We start from the raw sequence: 20,517 nt of genomic DNA, 5'->3' as shown, positions 1-20,517 counted from the left end.
TTATAAACAAGAATAATAACCAATTAAAAACGAACAAAGTTATGGCACTGCAAATTACAGATGCAACATTTGACGGCTTGGTAGCAGAAGGCAAGCCGATGGTAGTGGATTTCTGGGCTACATGGTGCGGTCCTTGCCGCATGGTAGGTCCGATCATCGACGAACTGGCAGCGGAATATGAAGGACGAGCTATCATAGGAAAGGTGGATGTGGATGCAAATACGGAATTGCCCATGAAGTACGGCGTACGTAATATCCCTACCATCCTGTTCATCAAGAACGGCGAAGTGGTAAAGAAGCTTGTGGGCGCTCAGTCCAAAGACGTATTCAAGAAAGAATTGGATGCCTTGTTTTAATTAAGTCGGTATTGGCATTCCAAAGAAAAGTCCTGTCTGACATGCTATCTTTTGCATCGTCAGACAGGACTTTTTGTTTTTCGTTCTCAGGGCAGAGCGGGAGAGCATTTAGTAAGCGTCGTTGCAGAAGTTCATGGCTGCTGAACACTTGGGAGGCAAATACGGTGATTTAAGAGGCGACACCAACAAAGAGAAAGGGTTGCAGTCCGGAAGTTTACGCTTATCCGATGCAACCCTTTCTCTATCGTTGTCTCACAAGGATTCGAACCTTGACAAACAGAACCAAAACCTGTTGTGCTACCATTACACCATGAGACAATCCTCATAGCAACGGAGAAGATTCCTCTCAATTGCGCTGCAAAGATATGTATTTTCGGCAAATACACAACTGTTTTCCTGTTATCTGACAGAAAATATTCTTCAGAGGCTCTTATCAGATACGAGAAATCAGGCCAATGCCTCCATGTTTCACACATCGAGTCCGTCGAATCCCAAGAGATACGCTGCCGTCTCTTCCCCGTTTGAGCGAAGGATTTTTCGAGGTCGATACCCGTACCGTTGAACGATTTGTCCTTGGCGGCCTCCCTTTGTTCTTCGATCATAATAGCCAAGTTGGCTTTGCTCCCGAAGGGGATTTGTCCCACCTTGAAAAGACAGCCTCTATTTTCTCTATCACTCTCTGAAAATAATCTCGCCGTTCCGTTGCTTGATCTTTGATTGCAATGGTAAAAGGAAAAAGTCTGTCGTATAAAAACAGCAGAGGGTGTATCGCAAGCGAAACACCCTCTGTCATTTGGAAAAATTCGTCGGTAATTATTCTGCGCTCTCAGCCGCAGGAGCTTCTTCAGCAGCGGCTTCTACCGGAGCCTCTTCCGTCTGGGCAGTCTCTTCGGCAGCGGCAGCGGCTTCTGCTTCAGCCTTAGCTTTGGCCTCAGCAGCTTTCTTCTCTGCCACAGCTTCTGCGCGAGCCTTGTTTACGGCCTTCTCTGCTTCGAGCTTAACCTTGTTGTCTGCTACGGCAGCTTCTTTCACCTTAATCTTCATGTTGTTAAGGGCGTCTTTTTTACCCTTCAACCAAGCTTCGAACTTGCTTTCTGCTGCAGCTTGATCAAAAGCACCCTTCTTAACACCACCGAGGAGATGCTTCATCATGAGTACACCCTCACGTGACAAGATATTACGTGCCGTGTCGGTAGGCTGTGCACCTACACCGATCCAATACAAAGCGCGCTCGAAATTCAAATCTATTGTAGCAGGATTCGTGTTCGGATTGTATGAACCGATCCTTTCAATAAACTTGCCATCTCGTGGCGCCCTGCTGTCTGCGACAACGATCTTGTAAAAGGCATAACCTTTGCGACCGTGTCGTTGCAATCTGATTTTTGTTGCCATTCTTTTGAATTTATTATTTGCGTTCGCTATTGTATTAGCAGCCGCAAAGATAGACTATTAAAATGGAACATACAAAGTGATTTTTTGCTTTGGGGGCATTACACATTCGATTCTCATGCATAGTTTACACGTAAGATATTTTTCTGAGGGGGGGGGAGTTTGATCGGATTGATCATGGTTGAACTAACTATATGCTACCATTTTTGTCTGCATCCTAAAACATACACAAGCGGATTTATAGGCATGGACAGGCAAGCAAGCCGGACTTTAACGAGGTAAAATCTTAAAAAAAGAGGGTATCTCTTGTCAATTGGCAGTTCCAATTTATCAAGAGATACCCTCTTACTCTTATTCGTTGCCTATGGCAGGATTCGCTTACTGTTTGATGAGCTTAGTGGTATAGTTATCGAGACGGAAGAAATAAGTGCCGTCAGGAAGATGCGTCAGGTCAATGTTCTGACGGAGAGTCTCTACTGCGAAACTATAGACTTTTACCCCATTTATATCGTATAAAGCAGCTTCCTGCCCCAAAAGAAATTCGGGGATCTCGACGAGCGCATATCCTCTTACCGGATTGGGATATATCCTGATAGAGGGAGCATCTACTGCCAAGCTCGATGTCGGACTTCCTTCGTATGGAAGCATATTGTCAGCATCACCATTGAAGTCGAATACCCGCCAGTTCTTACTTTTAGCCTTTTCCACATCCTTTACGGTACAGATATTCTTCTCATCAGTGTCTTTGAGGTCTACAACGACGAACTTGCTCTGAGCACCCACACCGGGAGAGAGTGTGGGCAGAGCATCTACTACCTTTGTCATTTCTTCACCTGCGATCAGATTGGAATGACAATCCAAAACGCTCAGCCCCCTCACCCCCGACAGATTCAAGGATGTAAGTTTGTTCGATGAGCACCAAACGTAAGCAACATCCGGATTCTTGGAAAGATCCAAGGTCGAAAGCTCATTGTCGCTACACCAAAGTGTTATCAGTAGAGGATTGGCACTCAGATCAAGTTTCGTGATCCGGTTGCCAAAGCACCAAAGGTCATTGAGTCGGGGATTGGCCGTCAGATTCAGTTCTTTCAGCTCATTATCGGAACACCATAGATTAGCCAACTTGGGGTTTTTGTCGGTCTTCAGCTCAGTCAGCTTATTCCTGTCACAGCCGAGGATGATCAAAGCCGGATTGCCACTCAGGTCCAAACTCTCTATTTCGTTGGAATCACACCAGACCCGCAACAGCTTTTTGTTTTGGGTCAAGTCCAGCGATTTCAGTTTGTTGTTGGTACATGACAGATAGGTCAAGTTCGGGTTTTTCGTTACGTCGACAGCCGTTGCACCTGTTTCTTTACACCCCAATCTGGTCGTATTGCCATATACGGTTATGGTCTGCGCCCCCAGTGTATATTCGTGGTATTCCTCATCGAAAAGGGTTATTTCCTCTCCGCTTTGATAGGTAGCATCTCCATTGAGATCTATCCATATCCCTTTCTTCTCTACGGAATGAACCAGCAATCGGATCTTTTCCCCTACTGCCTTGTTCGTCGTTACGGACATACGTACTCCTGTGGTCGGAGCCGGAACAAACTGTGCCTGCACAGTATGCCCCATCATCAGCAATGCAAAGATTGCGAAGATTTTCTTGGATGAAAATTTCATATTAGTATTGGTTTTCTATTTGTGGTCTTACCACGGATTCGATTCTAACAGCTTCAAGAGAACCGGCAAAACGAATGCGAAATCTTTCTAATACAGAATGTCGATCGACTCCATCGGCACAAAGAATATCGACAATTGCAAGATTAGCAATCCTGATCGGCGGATAGAGTAGTCGTTTTGTGAGCGATCTCTTGTTTTCGGTCGCAAATATAGTATTCCTCCGATTAATGCTAAATATCCGGAAGCAATTTGTCAGCTGTTGCACATTCCGGCACTACCGGCCTGACCTGGATTCGACGTAAGCAAATGTCGAAAATTCCGCTTGTGAGAGCATTTTTTCGGCTCGAAAGATTCCAATCTCGAAAGCCGTATGGCGGCAGAAGCCATTCGCATACTGTCTGTTATCTCCATGAAGTCTCACTCGTCCAAACAATAAGGGAGCCTCACGTAAAAGGAAAAGAGGCTTCCCTGTTTTGTATCATCTTGTAGGGAAAAAACACGTGCCAAAAAAGTTTTCAACAACGAAGACGAGTTTGGAATGATTCCAAATAAGAGGTTAAGAAGAAGCGAATTTTGAAGTTTGAAAGTTCGGAGAATGGACTTTTTCAGATCGAAACATGACTTTGGGGAGACAAGAAAACGATTTGTATATAAATCATTTTCGATTTGTATATAGATCGTTTTCGATTTATATATAAATTGATCCCGATAAATATATAAATCGAATTCTATTTATATATAAAATGCATGACATAAAAAGCCTTTTAAGAAGGTGATATAAAAGAGGCACGCAACAAATTCTTCAGCGAATTTGTTGCGTGCCTTATCTATGTTTGCACTATCAGTGAGAGTTATTCCGGTTTACACCTCATAATCACGATGGAAATCTATCGACTCCTTGGGACAAGAAGTATATAAATACACAAAAACGGATAAGCCAAAACGGCTATAGAAGTGGAGAAATTCAGTGCGCATATTTTTATCATTCAGTCATTTAGCAAGCAATTCTATTCAATCGAAAAGCACTTTCAATAGCGATCATTAATATCGAACAAAAGTGTTTTATCAGCTGCAAATATAACAAAAAGACTTGAGTATAAAATTCATAGTTTCCGAACAAATATTCGTCGATATTGTCAATGTTCGAGATAGAAAAATTTTTCACTTAGACATGCACTATTCATCTATCATTATCAGAAAGAGGCAGTGCCTCAAGCAGCAAATTGAGGGCACGGGGAAAGGCAAAATCGTCAAGCTGTTCCTCTCGGATGCAGCGGTAGCCATCCAGTTCGGGAGCTTCATCGAGACGGGCTGTAAGCCTATAGCCATGAATCCACAAGTTGCGATGCGTAAGCTGGTGCTTGAATGTTTTGAATGGTAAGCTATCCATACTACCGGAAACGGATCGTAGCAAACCACCCAATTCGGGAGACAGCAATAAGGTCTCTAAAACTGCATGATCGGATAGCTCGACACAGGGAAACTCGTACAAACCCTGCCATATATCTCCACTCGGACGCCTTCGAATATAAGTGTAGACGCCGGTGGGGGTGATAACCCGTATATAAATGAAATAGAGATAGCGATTCGTAATCCTAAGTCCACCTTTCTTGACCGGCAAAGCATCGACACAACCGGCTGTATCGGCCATGCAAAAATGGCGTACCGGGCATAGCAGGCAAGAAGGAGACGTGGGTGTACAATGAAGTGCCCCAAACTCCATAATGGCCTGATTGTGCCTTGCCGGAGCTTCCCTGTCGAGCAAAGCATCGGCCCAGGAAGAAAAAAGCTTCTTGCCGGCAGGGGTATCTATCGGCGTATCAAGATTCATCAGTCGGCTGATGACACGAAAGATATTTCCGTCCACTGCCGCAAAAGGCAGATCATAGGCAAAGGAGAGAACAGCTGCAGCCGTATAATCCCCGACACCCGGTAGTCGCAGTATCTCCTGCCTCGTACGAGGTATGCTACCTCCGAAGTCAGAGACTATCATACGGGCTGCCCGATGCAGATTGCGCGCCCGGGAGTAATAGCCCAAGCCCTCCCACTGCTTCAGCACCTCATCTTCAGATGCAAGAGACAAGGAGCGGACATCGGGGAAGCGTTCGATAAAGCGATGATAATAGTCCCTCCCCTGCTCCACTCGCGTCTGCTGCAGTATAATCTCGGATATCCAGATACAATAGGGATCGTCCGTTTGCCTCCACGGCAAATCCCGCTTATTGGCATCGTACCATTCGGCCAGTAGCCTTCGCAATTCAGGGAAATAAGGAAGAGGATCGATCTTGCTTTCCGACGGTAGACTTCTCGTTCGGGAAGAGGAATTTGTCATGCAGGATTGGAATAGGAAATGTTGTTTGTGCAAAGATATAAACTGATGTATGTAATTCTTTGCATCTTTGTAACTCATTTCGATACTTGGAATGCGACCATAGTCTTTCACAATCAGAGAACGCGATGAAAAATTTTTCTTTTTTTACCCTCCTTGCTCTGGCTGTTTTGAGCATCACCCTCTCTTCATGTGGTAATAGGAAAAGCTCTGCAGACAAACAAAAAGAGCCTTATACCCTCTCTCTCGGAGCCATGCCTTCCATGGACTATCTGCCTTTCGTTGTAGCACAGAAAACCGGCATTTACGATTCACTCGGGCTGAAACTGGAGATTGTCAAGTTTTATTCACCCAATGAACGTGATGCGGCTTTCCATTCGGGCAATGTGGAGGGTACTGTCATCGACTATACGGGAGCAGCCATGCAGCAAGCCGGAGGCATCGATCTGCAACTGGTGATGCGTCTCGACGGATACTTCCGGCTGGTAATGTCCAAAGATTATACGGGTGAGAGCTTGGAAACCCTCAAAGGAAAGAATCTGGGTATATCGCGCAATACGGTCATTGAGTACACCACCGACCGAATCATCAATACCGCAGGACTGGCCGAAAGCGACATAACCAAGACCGAGGTCAATAAGATCCCTTTGCGCTTGGAAATGCTTCGCAGCGGACAGATCGATGCAGCCGTCCTACCGGATCCATTCATTACCATTGCGATGGCAGATGGAATGATGTCCTTTGTCTCCACACAGGATCTGGGCATATTCGTAACCGGAGCGATGTTTGCCGGCAGTGTCATCAGAGAGAAGCAAGAAGCCATCGATATACTGCTTCGAGGATACGATCTGGCCGTGGACTACATCCATTCACACGATAGAAATGCCATCCGAAATATCCTGATCGAAGATGTCGGTGTACCCGAACCCTTGGTAGACGATGTGATTCTGCCCGATTATACACATGGACAGAAGCCCACGATGGAAGATCTGCAACAAACTATCGACTGGCTACACGCCAAGAAATTGGTACCGAGCGACTATACCGGCAAGGATCTGATCCGCTAAATCCGGTATAATCAAGAGACAGACGAAACGCAGATTCTTCCATTAGGCAAATGATCTCTATTCGCAATCTGGCCGTTACATATCGCCACAGGAGTACGGAAGTGAAAGCATTGGACGGTCTTTCACTGAATATTCCCGAAGGAGAGATTTTTGCCGTAACGGGACCTTCGGGCTGTGGCAAATCGACATTCCTGCACGTTTTGGCAGGCGTGCTGACAGAGTATGAGGGAGAAGTGCTATTCGATGGGAAACCTCTGAATCCGAAATCATTTTCCATAGGGATAGTTCCCCAGCAATATGGACTTCTGCCATGGAAACGAGTACGTGAGAATATCGTACTTCCATATACCCTGCGAAAGGAAGCCATAGAGATGCCGGAGTTTGAGAGCATTGTACGCATCCTCGGCTTGTCGGACATATTGCATCGGTATCCGAGGGAACTAAGCGGAGGACAACGTCAGCGCGTGGCACTGGCACGAGTCTTTCTCCAACGTCCACAGTTGCTCCTGCTTGACGAAGCATTCGCAGCTCTCGATATGCTCACAGCCGAGAAAAGCAGGCAACTCTTCCTTGGACTTTGGGATAAACATCGGGTCACCACCGTTATGGTAACGCATAATGTGGAAGAAGCCGTAGCAATGAGTAGCCGGGTAGCCGTCATAGGGGGCATGCCCGGACGAATCAGAGGCTTGTGCGAACGTCCGGATACCGATACCATCCGTAGAATGCTGAACCGGATCGAAGTATGAGAAAGACAAAAGGATTTCTGGGGCGAGTGCTCGTGGGTGCTCTACTGCTCAATCTCCTGTGGCATCTGGCTGCACTGCTCCTCAATACCCCTGTGCTGGTGGATCCCCTTACTGTTTACTCCAAAATAGGAACGGTATGGCAGCAGTCCATGTCCGCACATCTGTTGGCGAGCTTGCGACGAATCGTCATCGGCATTTCGATAGCCCTCGTCTTGGGACTCATTGTCGCGCTCTCCATGTTCCGTTACAAGAGCTTCGGCCGTGTGATGGATTCGTTCGTCTATTTCTGCTATCCTATCCCCAAATTAGCACTCCTACCGATCATCATGCTCTTGGCAGGACTGGGCGATGTGACCAAAATAATTATGATCGTACTGATCATCATCTTCCAAATCATCGTCAATCTGCGCGACAGTCTTCGCAACATTCCCCAAGAGAGCTTCCTTGTCCTTACCTCATTGGGTGCCACTCATGCTCAGCTCATGCGCCATCTGATCCTGCCGGCCATTACTCCCGAAGCACTCTCTACACTACGAGTAGCCATCGGGACAGCCATATCGGTACTCTTCGTGACAGAGACATACGGGACGAACAAGGGCATGGGATTCTTCATTGTCGATGCATGGATGCGTATCAGCTATACGGAGATGTACGTAGGCATCGTGGTTTTAGGGATGGCAGGTTTTTTCCTTTTTTTGCTTGTGGATGGTCTTGAGACCGCACTGTGCAGATGGAGGAACAGTTAGCCACATAAACAAAGAAAATTATCATTCAACAAAACAATAACGCTCAAGAAATGAAAGTAAAACATCTATTAGCTGCATCCTTGGTGATGCTGGGGGCAGGGAGTATTTGCGCCCAAAAGCCCGCAAACAGTATTTTCAATGCAATCAAAGAACGGGTTAGCCTCGCCGGTTATGCACAGGCAGGATTTTCCTCCTTGTGGCTCCCTGCGATGGATTCCGATGAGGAGAACTACAACACGTTCGACGTGAAACGCATCGCCCTTCGTGCCGATATTGCCATCACGAACAAATGGTCTGTAACCTTCATTCCTGATTTCGCGAAAGGATACACCAATTTGGAACTTTACACATCTTTTCGCGCCTGTTCGGGTTTCGGAATACGATTGGGACAGTTCAAAACAGCTTTTTCGATCGAAAACCAACTATCTCCATCTATTATCGAAACTATCTCATGCGGATCGATGATTTCCAACTTCCTCGCAGCAGGAAATGGTTCCGATCCTCTTATGGGTGCTCAAAGCGGACGCGACATCGGTTTGGAAATCTATGGCGATCTCTTCAACGACATGCTCGGCTATCGCCTTGGAGTACTCAACGGCCAAGGCATGAATACGCTCGATGGATCCAAGCATAAAACCGTGGAGGGCAGCCTTACGCTCCGACCACTCGAATGTCTTTCCTTTACCGGCAGCTTCATAAGCGGTAAGACTGTGGCTTTGGGAAAACTTCCGGCCCCAATCGATGGCATGCAAATTATGGACGGAGATTTATACGACAGATCTCGCTGGAGTGTAGGAGGAATGTTTCGCTCGAAGTACTTCGACCTGCGTACCGAATATCTTGAAGGAAAGGACAATGACTTGATTACCAAAGGATTTTACACCACCGGAGTAGGCCGACTGTTCAAAAACCTCGATATCATCGGCTCGTATGACTTTATGAATCTGTACGCAAGACAACACGTTCATAATATTACAGCCGGCCTTCAGTACTGGTTCTTCCCGAAGTGTCGCTTGCAGGCACAGTATGTATTGAGTAATCCGAAAGGTGAGCACAACAGCACACACGCCCTGCTAACACAGGTGCAGGTAGCGTTCTGACAGTAGATCGGAGCAATAGGAAAGCCGATTATCAAGCTGTTTTTTGATGCGAAAGTCCGGATCAGGAGGTTGCCTCCTCGTTCCGGACTTTTTCTTTTCAAGAAAACCGGCAAAAAACGGATTAGGATATAACGGGGTAGAATGTTTATCTTTGCAATCCCACATAGCGGGACAATAAGGAGTTTTTTTCCCTTTCTACGGCATGGTTGCCTCTTCAATTCTATACGGTATTCTCATCGGCATTCTCGTGTCGGCTCCTATGGGGCCGATCGGGGTTCTCTGTATCCGAAGGACTCTGCACCGAGGACGACGCGATGGGTTCTACACCGGTATCGGTGCCATGCTTAGCGATCTCTTCTATGCCACTGCCACCTATCTGGGGATAGGTTTGGTAATGAACTTCATCGACAGCAATGAAGCTTGGCTACAGCTTCTCGGCAGTGTGGTCATGTTTCTATTCGGCATATATCTGTATCGGACAGCCCCTTCTTTCAAGGTGGACGACAAGGACAACAACTTTTCCGTATGGCATACCGTACTAAGCTCTTTCGGTCTTACGCTATCCAACCCTTTCATCATCTTCTTTTTTATCGCCCTTTATTCCCGTTTCAACTTCGTCACCGATATTCCCGGGAAGATGTTAGTCGGTTACACCTCCGGCATGTTGGGTATCGCTTTGGGGGCGATCGGCTGGTGGTCTCTTATCACTTATCTCTTCAGCCTGCTACGCAATCGGATCAATGTCGTTGGCATACGGTGGTTCAACCGCATCGTAGCCGTCATTTTTATGGTTATATCCGTTTTCGGATTGTTTGCCGGTTTGTCCGACATCTTGAATTAGCACACTCGCCCCTACGGGGCTAAAGCTCTCTTTCCGTTTCTTACTTTTGAGCCGCTACCATTCGGGCAAACTCACCGTTCATCACCATCAATTCGGTCGGACTGCCACATTCGGCCACTGTGCCATCTTTGAGGACAACGATCTTGTGCGCATTGGCTACAGTGCGCATACGATGAGCGATAATGAGGACTGTCTTGTTCTTGATCAGCTCGGATATACCGGCCTGTATCTTGGTTTCATTTTCGACATCCAGACTTGCCGTGGCTTCGTCAAGGAGCACAATCGGAGCATCCTTGAGCAAGGCTCTGGCAATAGAGATGCGCTGACGTTCGCCTCCTGAAAGGTTCTCACCATTTTCACCGATCAAAGTGTCGTATCCATTCGGCAGACGATCTACAAATTCGTCGCATCTTGCCAGCCGAGCTACGCGTTTCAGCTCTTCATCCGTGGCATCGGGCTTACCTATACGGATATTATCGGCCACCGATGCATTGAAGAGCAGTACATCTTGGAAGACGATGGCATAATGACGTAGCAGGGTTTCGGGTTCGATTTGTGAAATGTCTTCCCCACCCAAAAAGATCTTTCCCCCGTCTATATCCCAAAAGCGTGCTGCCAACTTGGCCGAAGTGCTCTTTCCTCCGCCCGAAGGGCCTACGAGGGCTGTCACTTCGCCCTGTTTGGCTGTAAACGATACATTGCGCAATACTTGCTTCCCTTCTTCATAAGAGAAGTCTACATTTTGGAATATGATATCGAAGTTTTGTACCGCACAATCCGTTTTGCCCTCCTGCATCGGCATAGCATTCATTTCTCTTATCCGATCAATGCGTACGTCGAGGTATTGTAAGAGAAGCAAATTGCTGAACACTTCACCAATAGGATTATATATGCTCGATCCGATAAGCAGAAAGACCAAATAGGTAAAGAGATCGATAGCCCCCTCCGACAAGAGATAAGCTCCTGCTATAATCACAGAGGCCAGTCCCAGCTTGAGGATAATATGGGAAGCATTAAGGAAGGTACCTACGACAAGTTCACCTCGAATCAGGCTCTTCTCATAGGCATGGAGCTTGGCATCGAAACGCTGGGCAAACTCTTCTTCGCCATTGTATGATTTTATCTCCTGTATGTGCTCGATCCCTTCCTGTATGTGCTCGGTGACCTCTCGTTTGATATGGTAGTTCGAGCGGAATGATTGGTCCAGCATCTTTTTGGAACAGATAATAGCCAAGGCCGCTAAAGGCACAACCCAAAAGAGAGCCAGTGACAGCTGCCAATTATAGCAAAAGAGTCCAATACCGATCAAAAAGAGACTGACCAACGATGCAAAGAGCTGAGGGATGCTGTGAGAGAATACCGTCTCCATCACTGTACTATCCTCCATCATGGTGGAAGTCAGGTCGGAAAGATTCTTCTCTCCGAAGAAAGCCAGCGGCAGTTTGCGTAGCTTTTCAGCCAAGGTGATACGGCGGTTCGCACTCTCGGCATATATCTTAGTATACAGGCTCGTGTATTGGAAGAGAGCTATGACGAAGAGCACCGCCATAAAAGCCGCTCCCATGGCTATATAATACCCAATGCCATGTCTGGTGGATCCTTGCAGATAGTCTTCGAGGAAAAGAAAAGTGAATATGGCAGGCAACATAAATCCGACATTCAAAACCGTAGTCCATGCAATGCCTTTGGCAAGATCCTGTGCACCCTTACGAGAGAGAGCGAATCGGCGTTGGAAATATCGTATCATAGATTTGTTTCGTTTCGATTAGAGGTAATTATGTGTATTTCTTCTTTCATAATGTCCAAGAAACGGATCGCCGGTATTCCTCCCACATGGATTTGTAAAGACCACCTTGTGATAGGAGTTCTTCGTGGGTACCCTGTTCGACGATTCGTCCCTTCTCAATCACAAGGATACGATCCACATGCTGCACACTCGTCAGCCGATGGGCAATCATCAGCACCGTCTTCCCTTTCGTCAGTTCGTGCAAAGCCTGCTGTATCAGCTGCTCATTTTCAGGATCGGCAAAGGCTGTTGCTTCATCAAGCACCACAATAGGAGCATCCTTGAGTATGGCACGAGCCAAAGCTATGCGCTGCTGCTCCCCTCCGGAGAGATACGTGCCTTCGGCCCCTATCTTCGTTTGCAACCCATCGGGCAAACGCTCTATAATCTCACGGCTCTGAGAGAGATCGATGGCACGATACAAAGCCCCCTCGGAAGCATCCGGGGTGCCATAGGTAATATTCTCACGAATGGTCGTTTTGAAGAGTTTGGCATTCTGAAAGACGAAAGAGATCCTGTCCATCAGTTCTTCTTTGGCTATATCCCTTACATCTACTCCACCGATTCGCACACTACCTTCGGTAGCATCCCAAAAGCGGGGGATGAGTCGGGCTATAGTGGTCTTACCTCCTCCGGAAGGTCCGACCAGTGCATAGGTTTGTCCCGAAGGAATGGAAAAACTGACATCGCTGACAGCATCCTGCACTGTACCGGCATAGCGAAAAGTAACATGATCGAAAGAGACCTCATTCGAGACGGGAATTTGCGGCCTTTCGGGCGTGGCAAGGGGTTCTTCCCATGTCAAATTTTCCAGTCTGGTTATTGTCTCATTCAGTAAAAAGAGGTTCTGATTCAGGTAGGCCATCTTCATGATATTGGTCGTGAAAACGGGTGTAATCAGCAAGTACAGAAACATATCGGCTATTATGTTCGCCGTATTGCCGGTTTGGGCTATAAGCCAAACGGCTACAGGAACGAGGAAAAAAGCAAAGCTATTGGTGAACATGACATAGAAAGCCATCGGTTTCTGCCATCCCAAAGTGTATTCGGTCACCAATTTCTTGTACTCGATGATACTTTGGTAGAAACGCTTGAAGGAATAAACGCTCTGCTGGAAGACCTTTACTACCGGTATGCCACGCACATACTCTACGGCTTCACTCCCCATCTTCTCCTGTGCATCGAGATACCTTCGCTGGAACTTATTTTGCTTCGGATTCAACATAAAAGACATGGCTCCCACGGCAAAAGCAATCGGGAGCAGGCAGGCAATACCCAACCGCCAATCGAACACGAAGATCAGTACCAGCACCCCGACGGGAGCCATCATGCTGCCTATAACATCGGGCAAGATATGAGCAATGAATGTATGCGTCTGCGAAGAGTCCTCATCAATGACCTTACGCATCTTTCCGCTCAGGCGTTTGTCGAAGTAACCCAATGGCATACGCACTACACGGCGCATGGCTTCCCGACGCATATTGACCTCTACTCTGAAAGCAGCAAGATGCGAAAGGGAAAGGGAGAGGAAATAGGCCAAGACACCGAATGCAGCTATGCCGACTGCCCACCAGGCATAGACAAATACCTGATTATCCTCGATGGTGCCCTCTCCTCCAAGGAGCGTGCGCACGATCAGCCATATCAACACGAACGGTACCAAGGAGACAAGCCCGTTGAGACCCGAAAGCACTAATGAAACGGGCAAGAGGATGGCTCGGTTGCCCATATAGGCTTTTGTTTTTTTGATTGTGTCGTTCATTTGTATTGGTCGTTTCTGTTGTTATTAGAAGCTATAGCGGGCTTTGAACCAGAGTTCGGAATTGTCTTTGTAGCGATCGAAAATACCGCTGCCCTTGCTGCCGAACCAGTCGTATCCGGCCATCAGATGTATCTGGTCGTTCAGCGCATAGTCGGCAGCAAAACGACTGAACCACCCTTTGCTCGTGAGGTCGTAGTAGGTGAAGTTCGAGAGCTGGAGCATGCTACCAAGGAGCTTTTTGGAAACGTTGAGGGTAAGCAGGGCGGAGTGTTGCCTTTGAGAAATGAAATCCCTATACCCGAATATGCTTTCCATCGAGAATTGTCCCGAGATCATCCATTCGCCGGAAGCATACCAATCGGCTCCGGCCAGCCAGTTGATCGTCTGGAAACCCTGCTGTTCGGCATAGCTCTTATAGGTGAAGTGTTTGTCTATGTTGAATGCAGCCTCTCCCCTGAGAACAAACTGTCCGATGGGTACGGAGAGGTCGCCACCGACAAATCCCATACGATAATAACGAGGACTGACGACAATCTCCATCGGCACGATACTCTGTACTTCGATGACGGGCATCTTGTTCCATGTATGCAGAGCAGCCAAAGAGAAGTCGATACCGGAGAGCGTAGCACTCCATCGTGCACCGTATTCGATATTAGCGACCTTCATGGCCGGTTTGCCGGCTTCTTCGTTCCAGACGATATTCATCCCCTGAGCAATGGATGTGTGTGTGAAGATATTCCAAGGATTGCGAGGATCCACCGGCAGGCGGTATCCCTCAAATACGGGCAGCACCACGGCTTCCAGTTTCATAGACTCGTTGAAGACAGAAAAGCGCAAAGCATTGACCGGCATGCGAATATCATCGTAATCCTGTGCCAGAAATTCAGTCATATCCATCGGCGAAATCAGATCCGTGATGCGCACACCATCGGCAGCCCCCCAGATGACAATCTGCCGTCCGAGGCGCAAGCCCCAATGGTCTTCCTGATGTTCGAAGAAGGCCTCACGCAAGCGTAAGCCGGTCTCGTCTTTCAGCAGAGCGTTGTAGGTGGCATTGACCGATACGGCTACTTTCGAATTGCCGAACGATCTCTCCAACTCGCCCCTCACTCTCGTACGCGAACTCATGAAATCGAAGGGAGAAGTACTGCGTACGGCATGGTAGGTGTCCACGAATCCTTTGAACTCGTATCGGGAGCTTCGCTCTTCTTCCTGTCCCCACATCCGAGAAGGGAGGAAGATGAGGATGCTTACCAGCGAAAGCAGGAGGCGTAGCACCGTGTTTGTCTGCGGTTTCATGGTTTAGAGAGAGCCTTTTTCGAGAGAGGTAACGCTAAACTTGGATTCGTCGATCGGGCGGTTGAACTCCGGCGTCCTGATCTCCAGTACAGTCCGATGTCCCGTCTGCACATTGGACATATCCATCTTCTGTGCCAGCCAAAAGCCATCGACCTTCGTGATCTCGGAAAGCTCCAAGAGACGATGCAGCTTGTTCATTTTATCGTAATACTCCACCCTGACGGGTATCAGGCAATCCTGCCTGATCCAAGCGATTTTCTTGGAGAAAACATCGCGCTGATCCTTGGACGTGGACTCCAACTTCCAGCATTTATGCCCGCCGAAAGTCTCTTCGCCGAGGAGCTTGTGCGTATCCTCGTCCACATTGCGGCTGCCCATGTCGTCGTAGGTGAAGTCACTGCCCATGAAGTAGTCCTTCTTGGCAGATGCTCCACTGATGCGACGAGTCTTCTTCATCGCCGGCAGGTAGAGCCATTTGTCATCGTCCTTGCCGATCTGATCATAATCCCATGTGAGGAAACCGGTTCCTTTGACATCGCCCGGATAGAGGAAAAACATGATAGTCTTCCTGTCTTTCTTATCCTTGCCCGTATCGATGGAGTAGGAAATGAGCTTGCGCTCTCGTACGGCACCTCGCTTGTTGATGAGTTTCATCGTGAGTTCGGAGCGGCGCGTGTCACCGTCGGGGCGGTCTTTTACGCGCTGTGCTATGTCGCGCCCGGTCTGGGCTGAGATGCTGAAAGAGACCATCGCCGCCATGGCTGTCAGGAGGGAGGTCTTTGCCAATCGTTTCATCGTTTTTTCGTTTTTGTTAGCTGTTCTACTTATTAGTCTTCCCCGACCCTTGCGGTGGGCAAAAATTCATAGGCATTTTACCTTATACGCCTAACCGTTGGGGATATTCGACTGAGGTCCGTGCTCAGTCTCTCCGGATGCCGACACGGCAGAATCTTCTTTCCCGAATATTCGGAATCGTCGGAACAGGAGCGGCGTGATGCAGAGGTCTGCCAAAAGGGCTGTGAACATCCCCGCAACCGATAGAATACCCATATGTACGAAGGAGTGCCCTTTGGAAATGGTGTAAGCGGCAAAGTTGGCCGAGACGATAAGACTGGTGAGCAAAATGGGCGTGCCGACGATCCGGAACGATTTGAGTATGGCTCCGCGATAATCGCGCTGGCGGTCGAACTCCAAGTGTCCGTGGTTGAAGAAGTGGATGGTATCGTCCACAGCCAAACCCAATATCATAGGCATGATCGTAGCAGTCATCATATCCAGCGGATAATCCAGAATGCCCATCAGACCGCCCACCACAATGGCGGGCATGATATTGGGGATAAGACCTATAAGCCCTACACGAATGCTACCGAAGACGATGGACATCAATAGCCCGATCACAAGCAGCGAGATAAGGAAGGAGGCGATCTGTCCGCGCACCACATACTGCATCATCGTGGTGAACTGCGGCAGGCTGCCCACCGGTGTAATCTCTGCTTCGGGGAAAAGCTTACGGGCATAGTCGGTAATGTCCTGCAATTCCCACTCGGCCTCACCCGAATTGTAGGAATTCATCTCCACTTTCAGACGCAGCCGTTTGTATTCGTAGTCTATCCAGTTTTCGGCTTCGCTGCCACCTGCGTTTTCGTAGAGGAGAAGCTGCTGTGCCACCTCTTCCGCATCATCGGGAACGCGATAGTAGACCTCATTCCCATCGTGCAGGGTCTCGTTCAGATCCTTGAGGATATTCAGGATAGAAGTCGTGCGCTTGGTCAGGGGATACGCCTCGGCATGACGAGCGATGCTGTCCAGAGCATGGAGAGCTTCGGGAGTCTTGGCCTTCCCCTCCTCGCCCAAATCGATCATAATGTCGTAGGAGTAAAGAGACCCCAATTCGCTTTCGCTCACGGAGAGGATATTACTAACGTATTCTATCCGTCTTCCCATCGTCCGTTCGATATCGAATGCCGTCTCCATTTTCAGGAATCCGAGGATCATCACCACAGTCATGATGATAAAAGCAGACCAGACGGACTTCTCATGATCCAATACCCAGGCACCGAAGGCTTCGAGCCATCGGTCCAGCCGATGCTTGCCTTCTTTTCCCACGGAGGCTTTAGGCCGGCGGTCTTTACCGAAACTCAAAGTAGTGGGCATCACCGTAATGGCAATCATAAAGGAGAAGAGGACACTGGTAGAAGTAGCGATGCCGATAAAGTGCATCGGTACGACGGGAATAGCCAGGAAAGAAAGAAGGGCGGCAAAGGTGGTGAGGGCACTGAAGAGTACGGGCCACCCCGTCTCTTCGATGGTCTCCACAGCGGCTTCCTTGCGCTTGCCATGTATCATCATCCGCCGTCGGAAATAGGAATGGATATGGATGTTGTACGCCACGGCTACGGCAAAGGCCAAGAGCATCGGTATCATCATCATACCACTGTCGATACCCAAGCGGAGATAACCCGTCAGTCCATAGGCCATGACGATGGAGGACAAGGCCGTGATTAGGGGCACTACCACTCCGCGTAAAGAACGGGTAGATAATGCGAGCACAATGATAGCCAGCAGAATGGCAATACCCATTACAAGAGGCAACTCTCTATTCACCCAAGCCATCTTCCTATCCGTCAGATAGGGCATACCGGCCCCTTTGGGGTGCAAGGCGGCATATTCGGGCTTGCGGATAATGTTTTCCAATTCGCGTCCTACCACCATTTCGGGGGCGATGGTGCCTTTCCCTTTGTTCCATACAGAATCGGCCGGGAAGGGATTCAGCTTGAGGAGAATCCACGTAAGGGTACCGTCCCGGGACACCAGACGGTTGGCTATATATGATTTGAGGAATGCTTTGTGTCGGATCTCCGCCAGTCCGGCAGAGTCGGAAGGAATCTCTTCGGGTACGATCTGCTCGATGGTCATCCCCTCCTCATTCCCGATCATGAACTCGATGTCCGTAAGCGAAGTAATCTTATCGGCATAGGAAATGCTGTCCAGCATCTCGTTGGAAAGACGACGGATCAGCTCCAGATTTTCTTTCGTGAAAATATTGTCACAGCGGGTCAATACAGCGGCATAGTTATCATTGCCGAAAACGGATTTGAACTCCTCCGTCTTGATGATCATGGGATCGTCTTCGAGGAAATAGTCTTCCCATGAGGATTTGATATTGAGGAAACGCAATCCATTGAATCCGAGAAAGAGAAAGAGGAAAAAACCTCCCAATACAATCCAACGCCTGCGGATAATCCATTCGCCACGATGGCGAAACCACCTGTTAATGCGTTCTATTTTCATTGCTTTGTCTCATTTGTGTTTTTTATGTTCTGTATTATATCTGCATCAGTGCTCGCCAGCCGGCCGTGCCGAAAGCGATATACTCGGACAAGCCTTGGCTGATCTCCTCATCGGTATGGGTCTCGTTCGTTATGATCTCAATGAAGACATTGACCCACCATGTAGCCCCCAATCGAATGAAAAAGGGACTTACCTCAGTATTGGCATGGGGGTATTTCTCCTTGAAGAGCCTTAGATAGTTCTCACCTGATCGCATTTGCTTGCTGATGACCTGGTCCTTGAAGTGCTCCAACGACGAACCGCCGGACTGCGAGAGGAGGAGCTTCAGCTCCGCCCGAAACTGTCGGGCAAACTGCATGAACTCCTTTGTCGTCTCTTCACGGAACTTTTCAGGCATGAGCATATAGACATCCATATTGTGCTCACTGTTGTGATCTTCCATTATCCGTCCGAATTCATCCAAGAGAGGCTGAAGCACAGCCCTGAAGAGGCTGTCCTTGTGTTCGAAGTAGTTGTATATATTGCTCACGGCTACTCCCGATTCGCGAGCGATGGTACGCAAAGAAGCATCTCGGAATCCATTAACCATGAATTCCTCTCGTGCAGCTCGCAAGATTCTGGCACGGGCATCCGTCTCGTTTTTTGTCCTTGTCAATTTGATATCGCTATTGGCACATGACAAAGGAACAAAGCCTGAACAGTGTTCACAATCCCGATTTTTAGGTAAAATCGACACAAAAGCGATCAAAATCTAACAACAAATCGGCAAAACGGCTGTCGATACCAATCTGTGTACCAGGCATTTCTTTCAAAAAGGGGCTTTTTCACCGGTAGAATCCTCCTCGAATAAACGCCCCTCATCATACTGCAGAGCAAATGCTTGATCGAAGCGCAAAATCCGCCACCATTTATCCATACAGAACAAATACATAAAAGAGTCATTGGCAAGGGGTACAATGCTCCCCCACGAATCGAACATATATGGAAATGAAGTGTAGCGATGTCTGGCATCCGATGGATTTAGGCGCGAGAATTTTCTCGTTTGCCTCTCCAAAAAACGTGGCGCGGGAAGTTTTTCGTTTTGGCGTGGGAAGTAAAAATTTTACGCGCCGGAACGAAAGAATTCTCGCGCCACTTTTCGGGGAAACACGCGCCACAATCGGAGCATTTTTGGTTCGTATTTGAGAAATAGCCGGCTATAGCGATTGGCCAATCTGAGCCACGGCGTAAGATCGACACCTCCATGATGGGTGCACTCTACCCACATCGCTCGTCTTAGGACGAACTCAGGTTAATAAGCCGGTGGAGATCGATGATAAGGCCTTCATTCCCGATGAAGGCGACAGACCGGGGAGTAAAACCGGAACAAACCGCTCCCGACTGCCAACCCTTTCCGGTACTTGCTTCTGTTTTTCTGTTTGCAGGTTTTTTCCGTACTTTGAACTGTATTTTGGAACAAAATAATATTCCGTTGGCATGCAACTAAAGAATTTTCGTCATAAATATCCTGTCCTATTTCACCTGCTATTGATGATTTTGGCTTCAGGGCTTATCCTCATGGGTATTATGTTCGGACTGGATATTTACACGAGGCACAACAGTTCTATCGTAATGCCGGAGTTGCGCGGCAAAGATTTGAAAGAGGCTGAGCGTTTGCTCTCGAGCCACGATCTTCGCTACGAACTGGTCGATTCCGTTTATGACAAATCTCTGGCTCCGGGTGTCGTAGTGGAAATGGTTCCACGCAGTGGCAATACGGTCAAGCCCGGGCGTATCATCTTTCTTTCGATCAATGCAAGATCGGCTCGGAAAGGAATCGTACCCGATCTGAAAGACATGTCCAGCCGTCAGGCTCACGCTATTTTGAAAGGATTGGGCTTCGAACAGGTCACGGAGCGGTATATCTCAGGCGATTTTATCAATCTGACGGACGGAGTAGAACTGGCCGATGGCAGGAACGTACTGGCCGGCACCCGTCTGCCGATAACGACTCCGTTGGTACTACGGGTGATCAACGGTTATGCACCGCTTTCTCCGGATTCGTCACTGATCGACGAGCCTATCACCTACAGCTCATCGGCGGACACAGCTTCGGGAAAGGCCGAAGAGGAGAATAGCGAATCGTGGTGGTAACCAA

Annotated in this window: 17 protein-coding genes and 1 tRNA gene; 8 read left to right on the top strand and 10 right to left on the bottom strand. The window is 48.2% G+C overall.

The window, feature by feature from the left end; genetic code table 11:
- The first annotated feature begins 41 nt into the window (after nucleotides 1–41).
- On the top strand, nucleotides 42–356 hold the full coding sequence (trxA, locus tag HQ50_RS03620; RefSeq protein ID WP_004583434.1) for a thioredoxin: 315 nt from the start codon (nucleotides 42–44) through the stop codon (nucleotides 354–356).
- 247 nt (nucleotides 357–603) lie between these two features.
- Here the strand turns inward: trxA and HQ50_RS03615 are convergent.
- From HQ50_RS03615 to mutY, 4 genes are all read right to left on the bottom strand, one after another.
- A tRNA-Gln gene (locus tag HQ50_RS03615) sits at nucleotides 604–674 on the bottom strand.
- Between the two features lie 495 nt (nucleotides 675–1,169).
- Nucleotides 1,170–1,748 (bottom strand): 30S ribosomal protein S16, encoded by a 579-nt coding sequence (locus HQ50_RS03605; protein WP_039420417.1) that lies wholly within the window; start codon nucleotides 1,746–1,748, stop codon nucleotides 1,170–1,172.
- Nucleotides 1,749–2,123: 375 nt separating this feature from the next.
- Complete coding sequence (locus HQ50_RS03600) at nucleotides 2,124–3,410, bottom strand: T9SS type A sorting domain-containing protein (RefSeq protein ID WP_039423866.1); 1,287 nt, start codon at nucleotides 3,408–3,410, stop codon at nucleotides 2,124–2,126.
- A 1,180-nt stretch (nucleotides 3,411–4,590) separates the two neighbouring features.
- Entirely contained in the window at nucleotides 4,591–5,742 is a 1,152-nt protein-coding gene (gene mutY / locus HQ50_RS03595; protein ID WP_081960039.1) for an A/G-specific adenine glycosylase, read from the bottom strand.
- A 125-nt stretch (nucleotides 5,743–5,867) separates the two neighbouring features.
- Here mutY and HQ50_RS03590 point away from each other — a divergent pair, with 125 nt between their 5' ends.
- The 5 genes from HQ50_RS03590 to HQ50_RS03570 all read left to right on the top strand — a co-directional run bounded on the left by HQ50_RS03590 (nucleotide 5,868) and on the right by HQ50_RS03570 (nucleotide 10,242).
- Nucleotides 5,868–6,806 carry an ABC transporter substrate-binding protein gene (locus HQ50_RS03590; RefSeq protein WP_039419112.1) on the top strand — a complete coding sequence of 313 codons (939 nt, stop codon included), beginning with the start codon at nucleotides 5,868–5,870 and terminating at the stop codon, nucleotides 6,804–6,806.
- A 50-nt stretch (nucleotides 6,807–6,856) separates the two neighbouring features.
- On the top strand, nucleotides 6,857–7,555 hold the full coding sequence (locus HQ50_RS03585; RefSeq protein WP_039421045.1) for an ABC transporter ATP-binding protein: 699 nt from the start codon (nucleotides 6,857–6,859) through the stop codon (nucleotides 7,553–7,555).
- Nucleotides 7,552–8,301 (top strand): ABC transporter permease, encoded by a 750-nt coding sequence (locus HQ50_RS03580; RefSeq protein WP_039421043.1) that lies wholly within the window; start codon nucleotides 7,552–7,554, stop codon nucleotides 8,299–8,301. The genes HQ50_RS03585 and HQ50_RS03580 overlap by 4 nt, the downstream gene beginning before the upstream one ends.
- Before the next feature lie 50 nt (nucleotides 8,302–8,351).
- The gene (locus tag HQ50_RS03575; RefSeq protein ID WP_039421041.1) at nucleotides 8,352–9,401 is read left to right on the top strand and encodes a porin; all 1,050 of its coding nucleotides are present in this window, start codon (nucleotides 8,352–8,354) and stop codon (nucleotides 9,399–9,401) included.
- A 202-nt stretch (nucleotides 9,402–9,603) separates the two neighbouring features.
- Nucleotides 9,604–10,242 (top strand): LysE family translocator, encoded by a 639-nt coding sequence (locus HQ50_RS03570; RefSeq protein ID WP_018965376.1) that lies wholly within the window; start codon nucleotides 9,604–9,606, stop codon nucleotides 10,240–10,242.
- Nucleotides 10,243–10,282: 40 nt separating this feature from the next.
- Here HQ50_RS03570 and HQ50_RS03565 read toward each other — a convergent pair whose 3' ends face one another.
- Genes HQ50_RS03565 through HQ50_RS03540 form a run of 6 tightly spaced genes read right to left on the bottom strand, consistent with a single transcriptional unit; the run spans nucleotide 10,283 to nucleotide 19,035 of the window.
- A complete protein-coding gene (locus HQ50_RS03565) occupies nucleotides 10,283–11,989 on the bottom strand; it encodes an ABC transporter ATP-binding protein (RefSeq protein WP_039428302.1) in 1,707 nt (568 codons plus the stop codon).
- 46 nt (nucleotides 11,990–12,035) lie between these two features.
- Nucleotides 12,036–13,790 carry an ABC transporter ATP-binding protein gene (locus HQ50_RS03560; RefSeq protein ID WP_039428299.1) on the bottom strand — a complete coding sequence of 585 codons (1,755 nt, stop codon included), beginning with the start codon at nucleotides 13,788–13,790 and terminating at the stop codon, nucleotides 12,036–12,038.
- 24 nt (nucleotides 13,791–13,814) lie between these two features.
- On the bottom strand, nucleotides 13,815–15,089 hold the full coding sequence (locus HQ50_RS03555) for a DUF1302 family protein (protein ID WP_052074887.1): 1,275 nt from the start codon (nucleotides 15,087–15,089) through the stop codon (nucleotides 13,815–13,817).
- A 3-nt stretch (nucleotides 15,090–15,092) separates the two neighbouring features.
- On the bottom strand, nucleotides 15,093–15,917 hold the full coding sequence (locus tag HQ50_RS03550) for an outer membrane lipoprotein-sorting protein (protein WP_080637697.1): 825 nt from the start codon (nucleotides 15,915–15,917) through the stop codon (nucleotides 15,093–15,095).
- Between the two features lie 57 nt (nucleotides 15,918–15,974).
- Entirely contained in the window at nucleotides 15,975–18,380 is a 2,406-nt protein-coding gene (locus HQ50_RS03545) for an RND family transporter (RefSeq protein ID WP_039428297.1), read from the bottom strand.
- Between the two features lie 34 nt (nucleotides 18,381–18,414).
- Nucleotides 18,415–19,035, bottom strand: coding sequence for a TetR/AcrR family transcriptional regulator (locus HQ50_RS03540; protein WP_039428629.1), 621 nt, complete (start codon nucleotides 19,033–19,035; stop codon nucleotides 18,415–18,417).
- 387 nt (nucleotides 19,036–19,422) lie between these two features.
- Here HQ50_RS03540 and HQ50_RS11165 point away from each other — a divergent pair, with 387 nt between their 5' ends.
- Nucleotides 19,423–19,572, top strand: coding sequence for a DUF1661 domain-containing protein (locus HQ50_RS11165; RefSeq protein WP_369794167.1), 150 nt, complete (start codon nucleotides 19,423–19,425; stop codon nucleotides 19,570–19,572).
- Between the two features lie 284 nt (nucleotides 19,573–19,856).
- Entirely contained in the window at nucleotides 19,857–20,513 is a 657-nt protein-coding gene (locus HQ50_RS03535; protein WP_026292253.1) for a PASTA domain-containing protein, read from the top strand.
- The last annotated feature ends 4 nt before the right edge of the window (nucleotides 20,514–20,517 follow it).

This window comes from Porphyromonas sp. COT-052 OH4946, from assembly GCF_000765965.1.
GTDB classification, from domain to species: domain Bacteria; phylum Bacteroidota; class Bacteroidia; order Bacteroidales; family Porphyromonadaceae; genus Porphyromonas; species Porphyromonas gulae.
The sequence above is the reverse complement of the archived record's forward strand: the minus strand, read 5'-3'. Positions and strand labels throughout refer to the sequence as shown.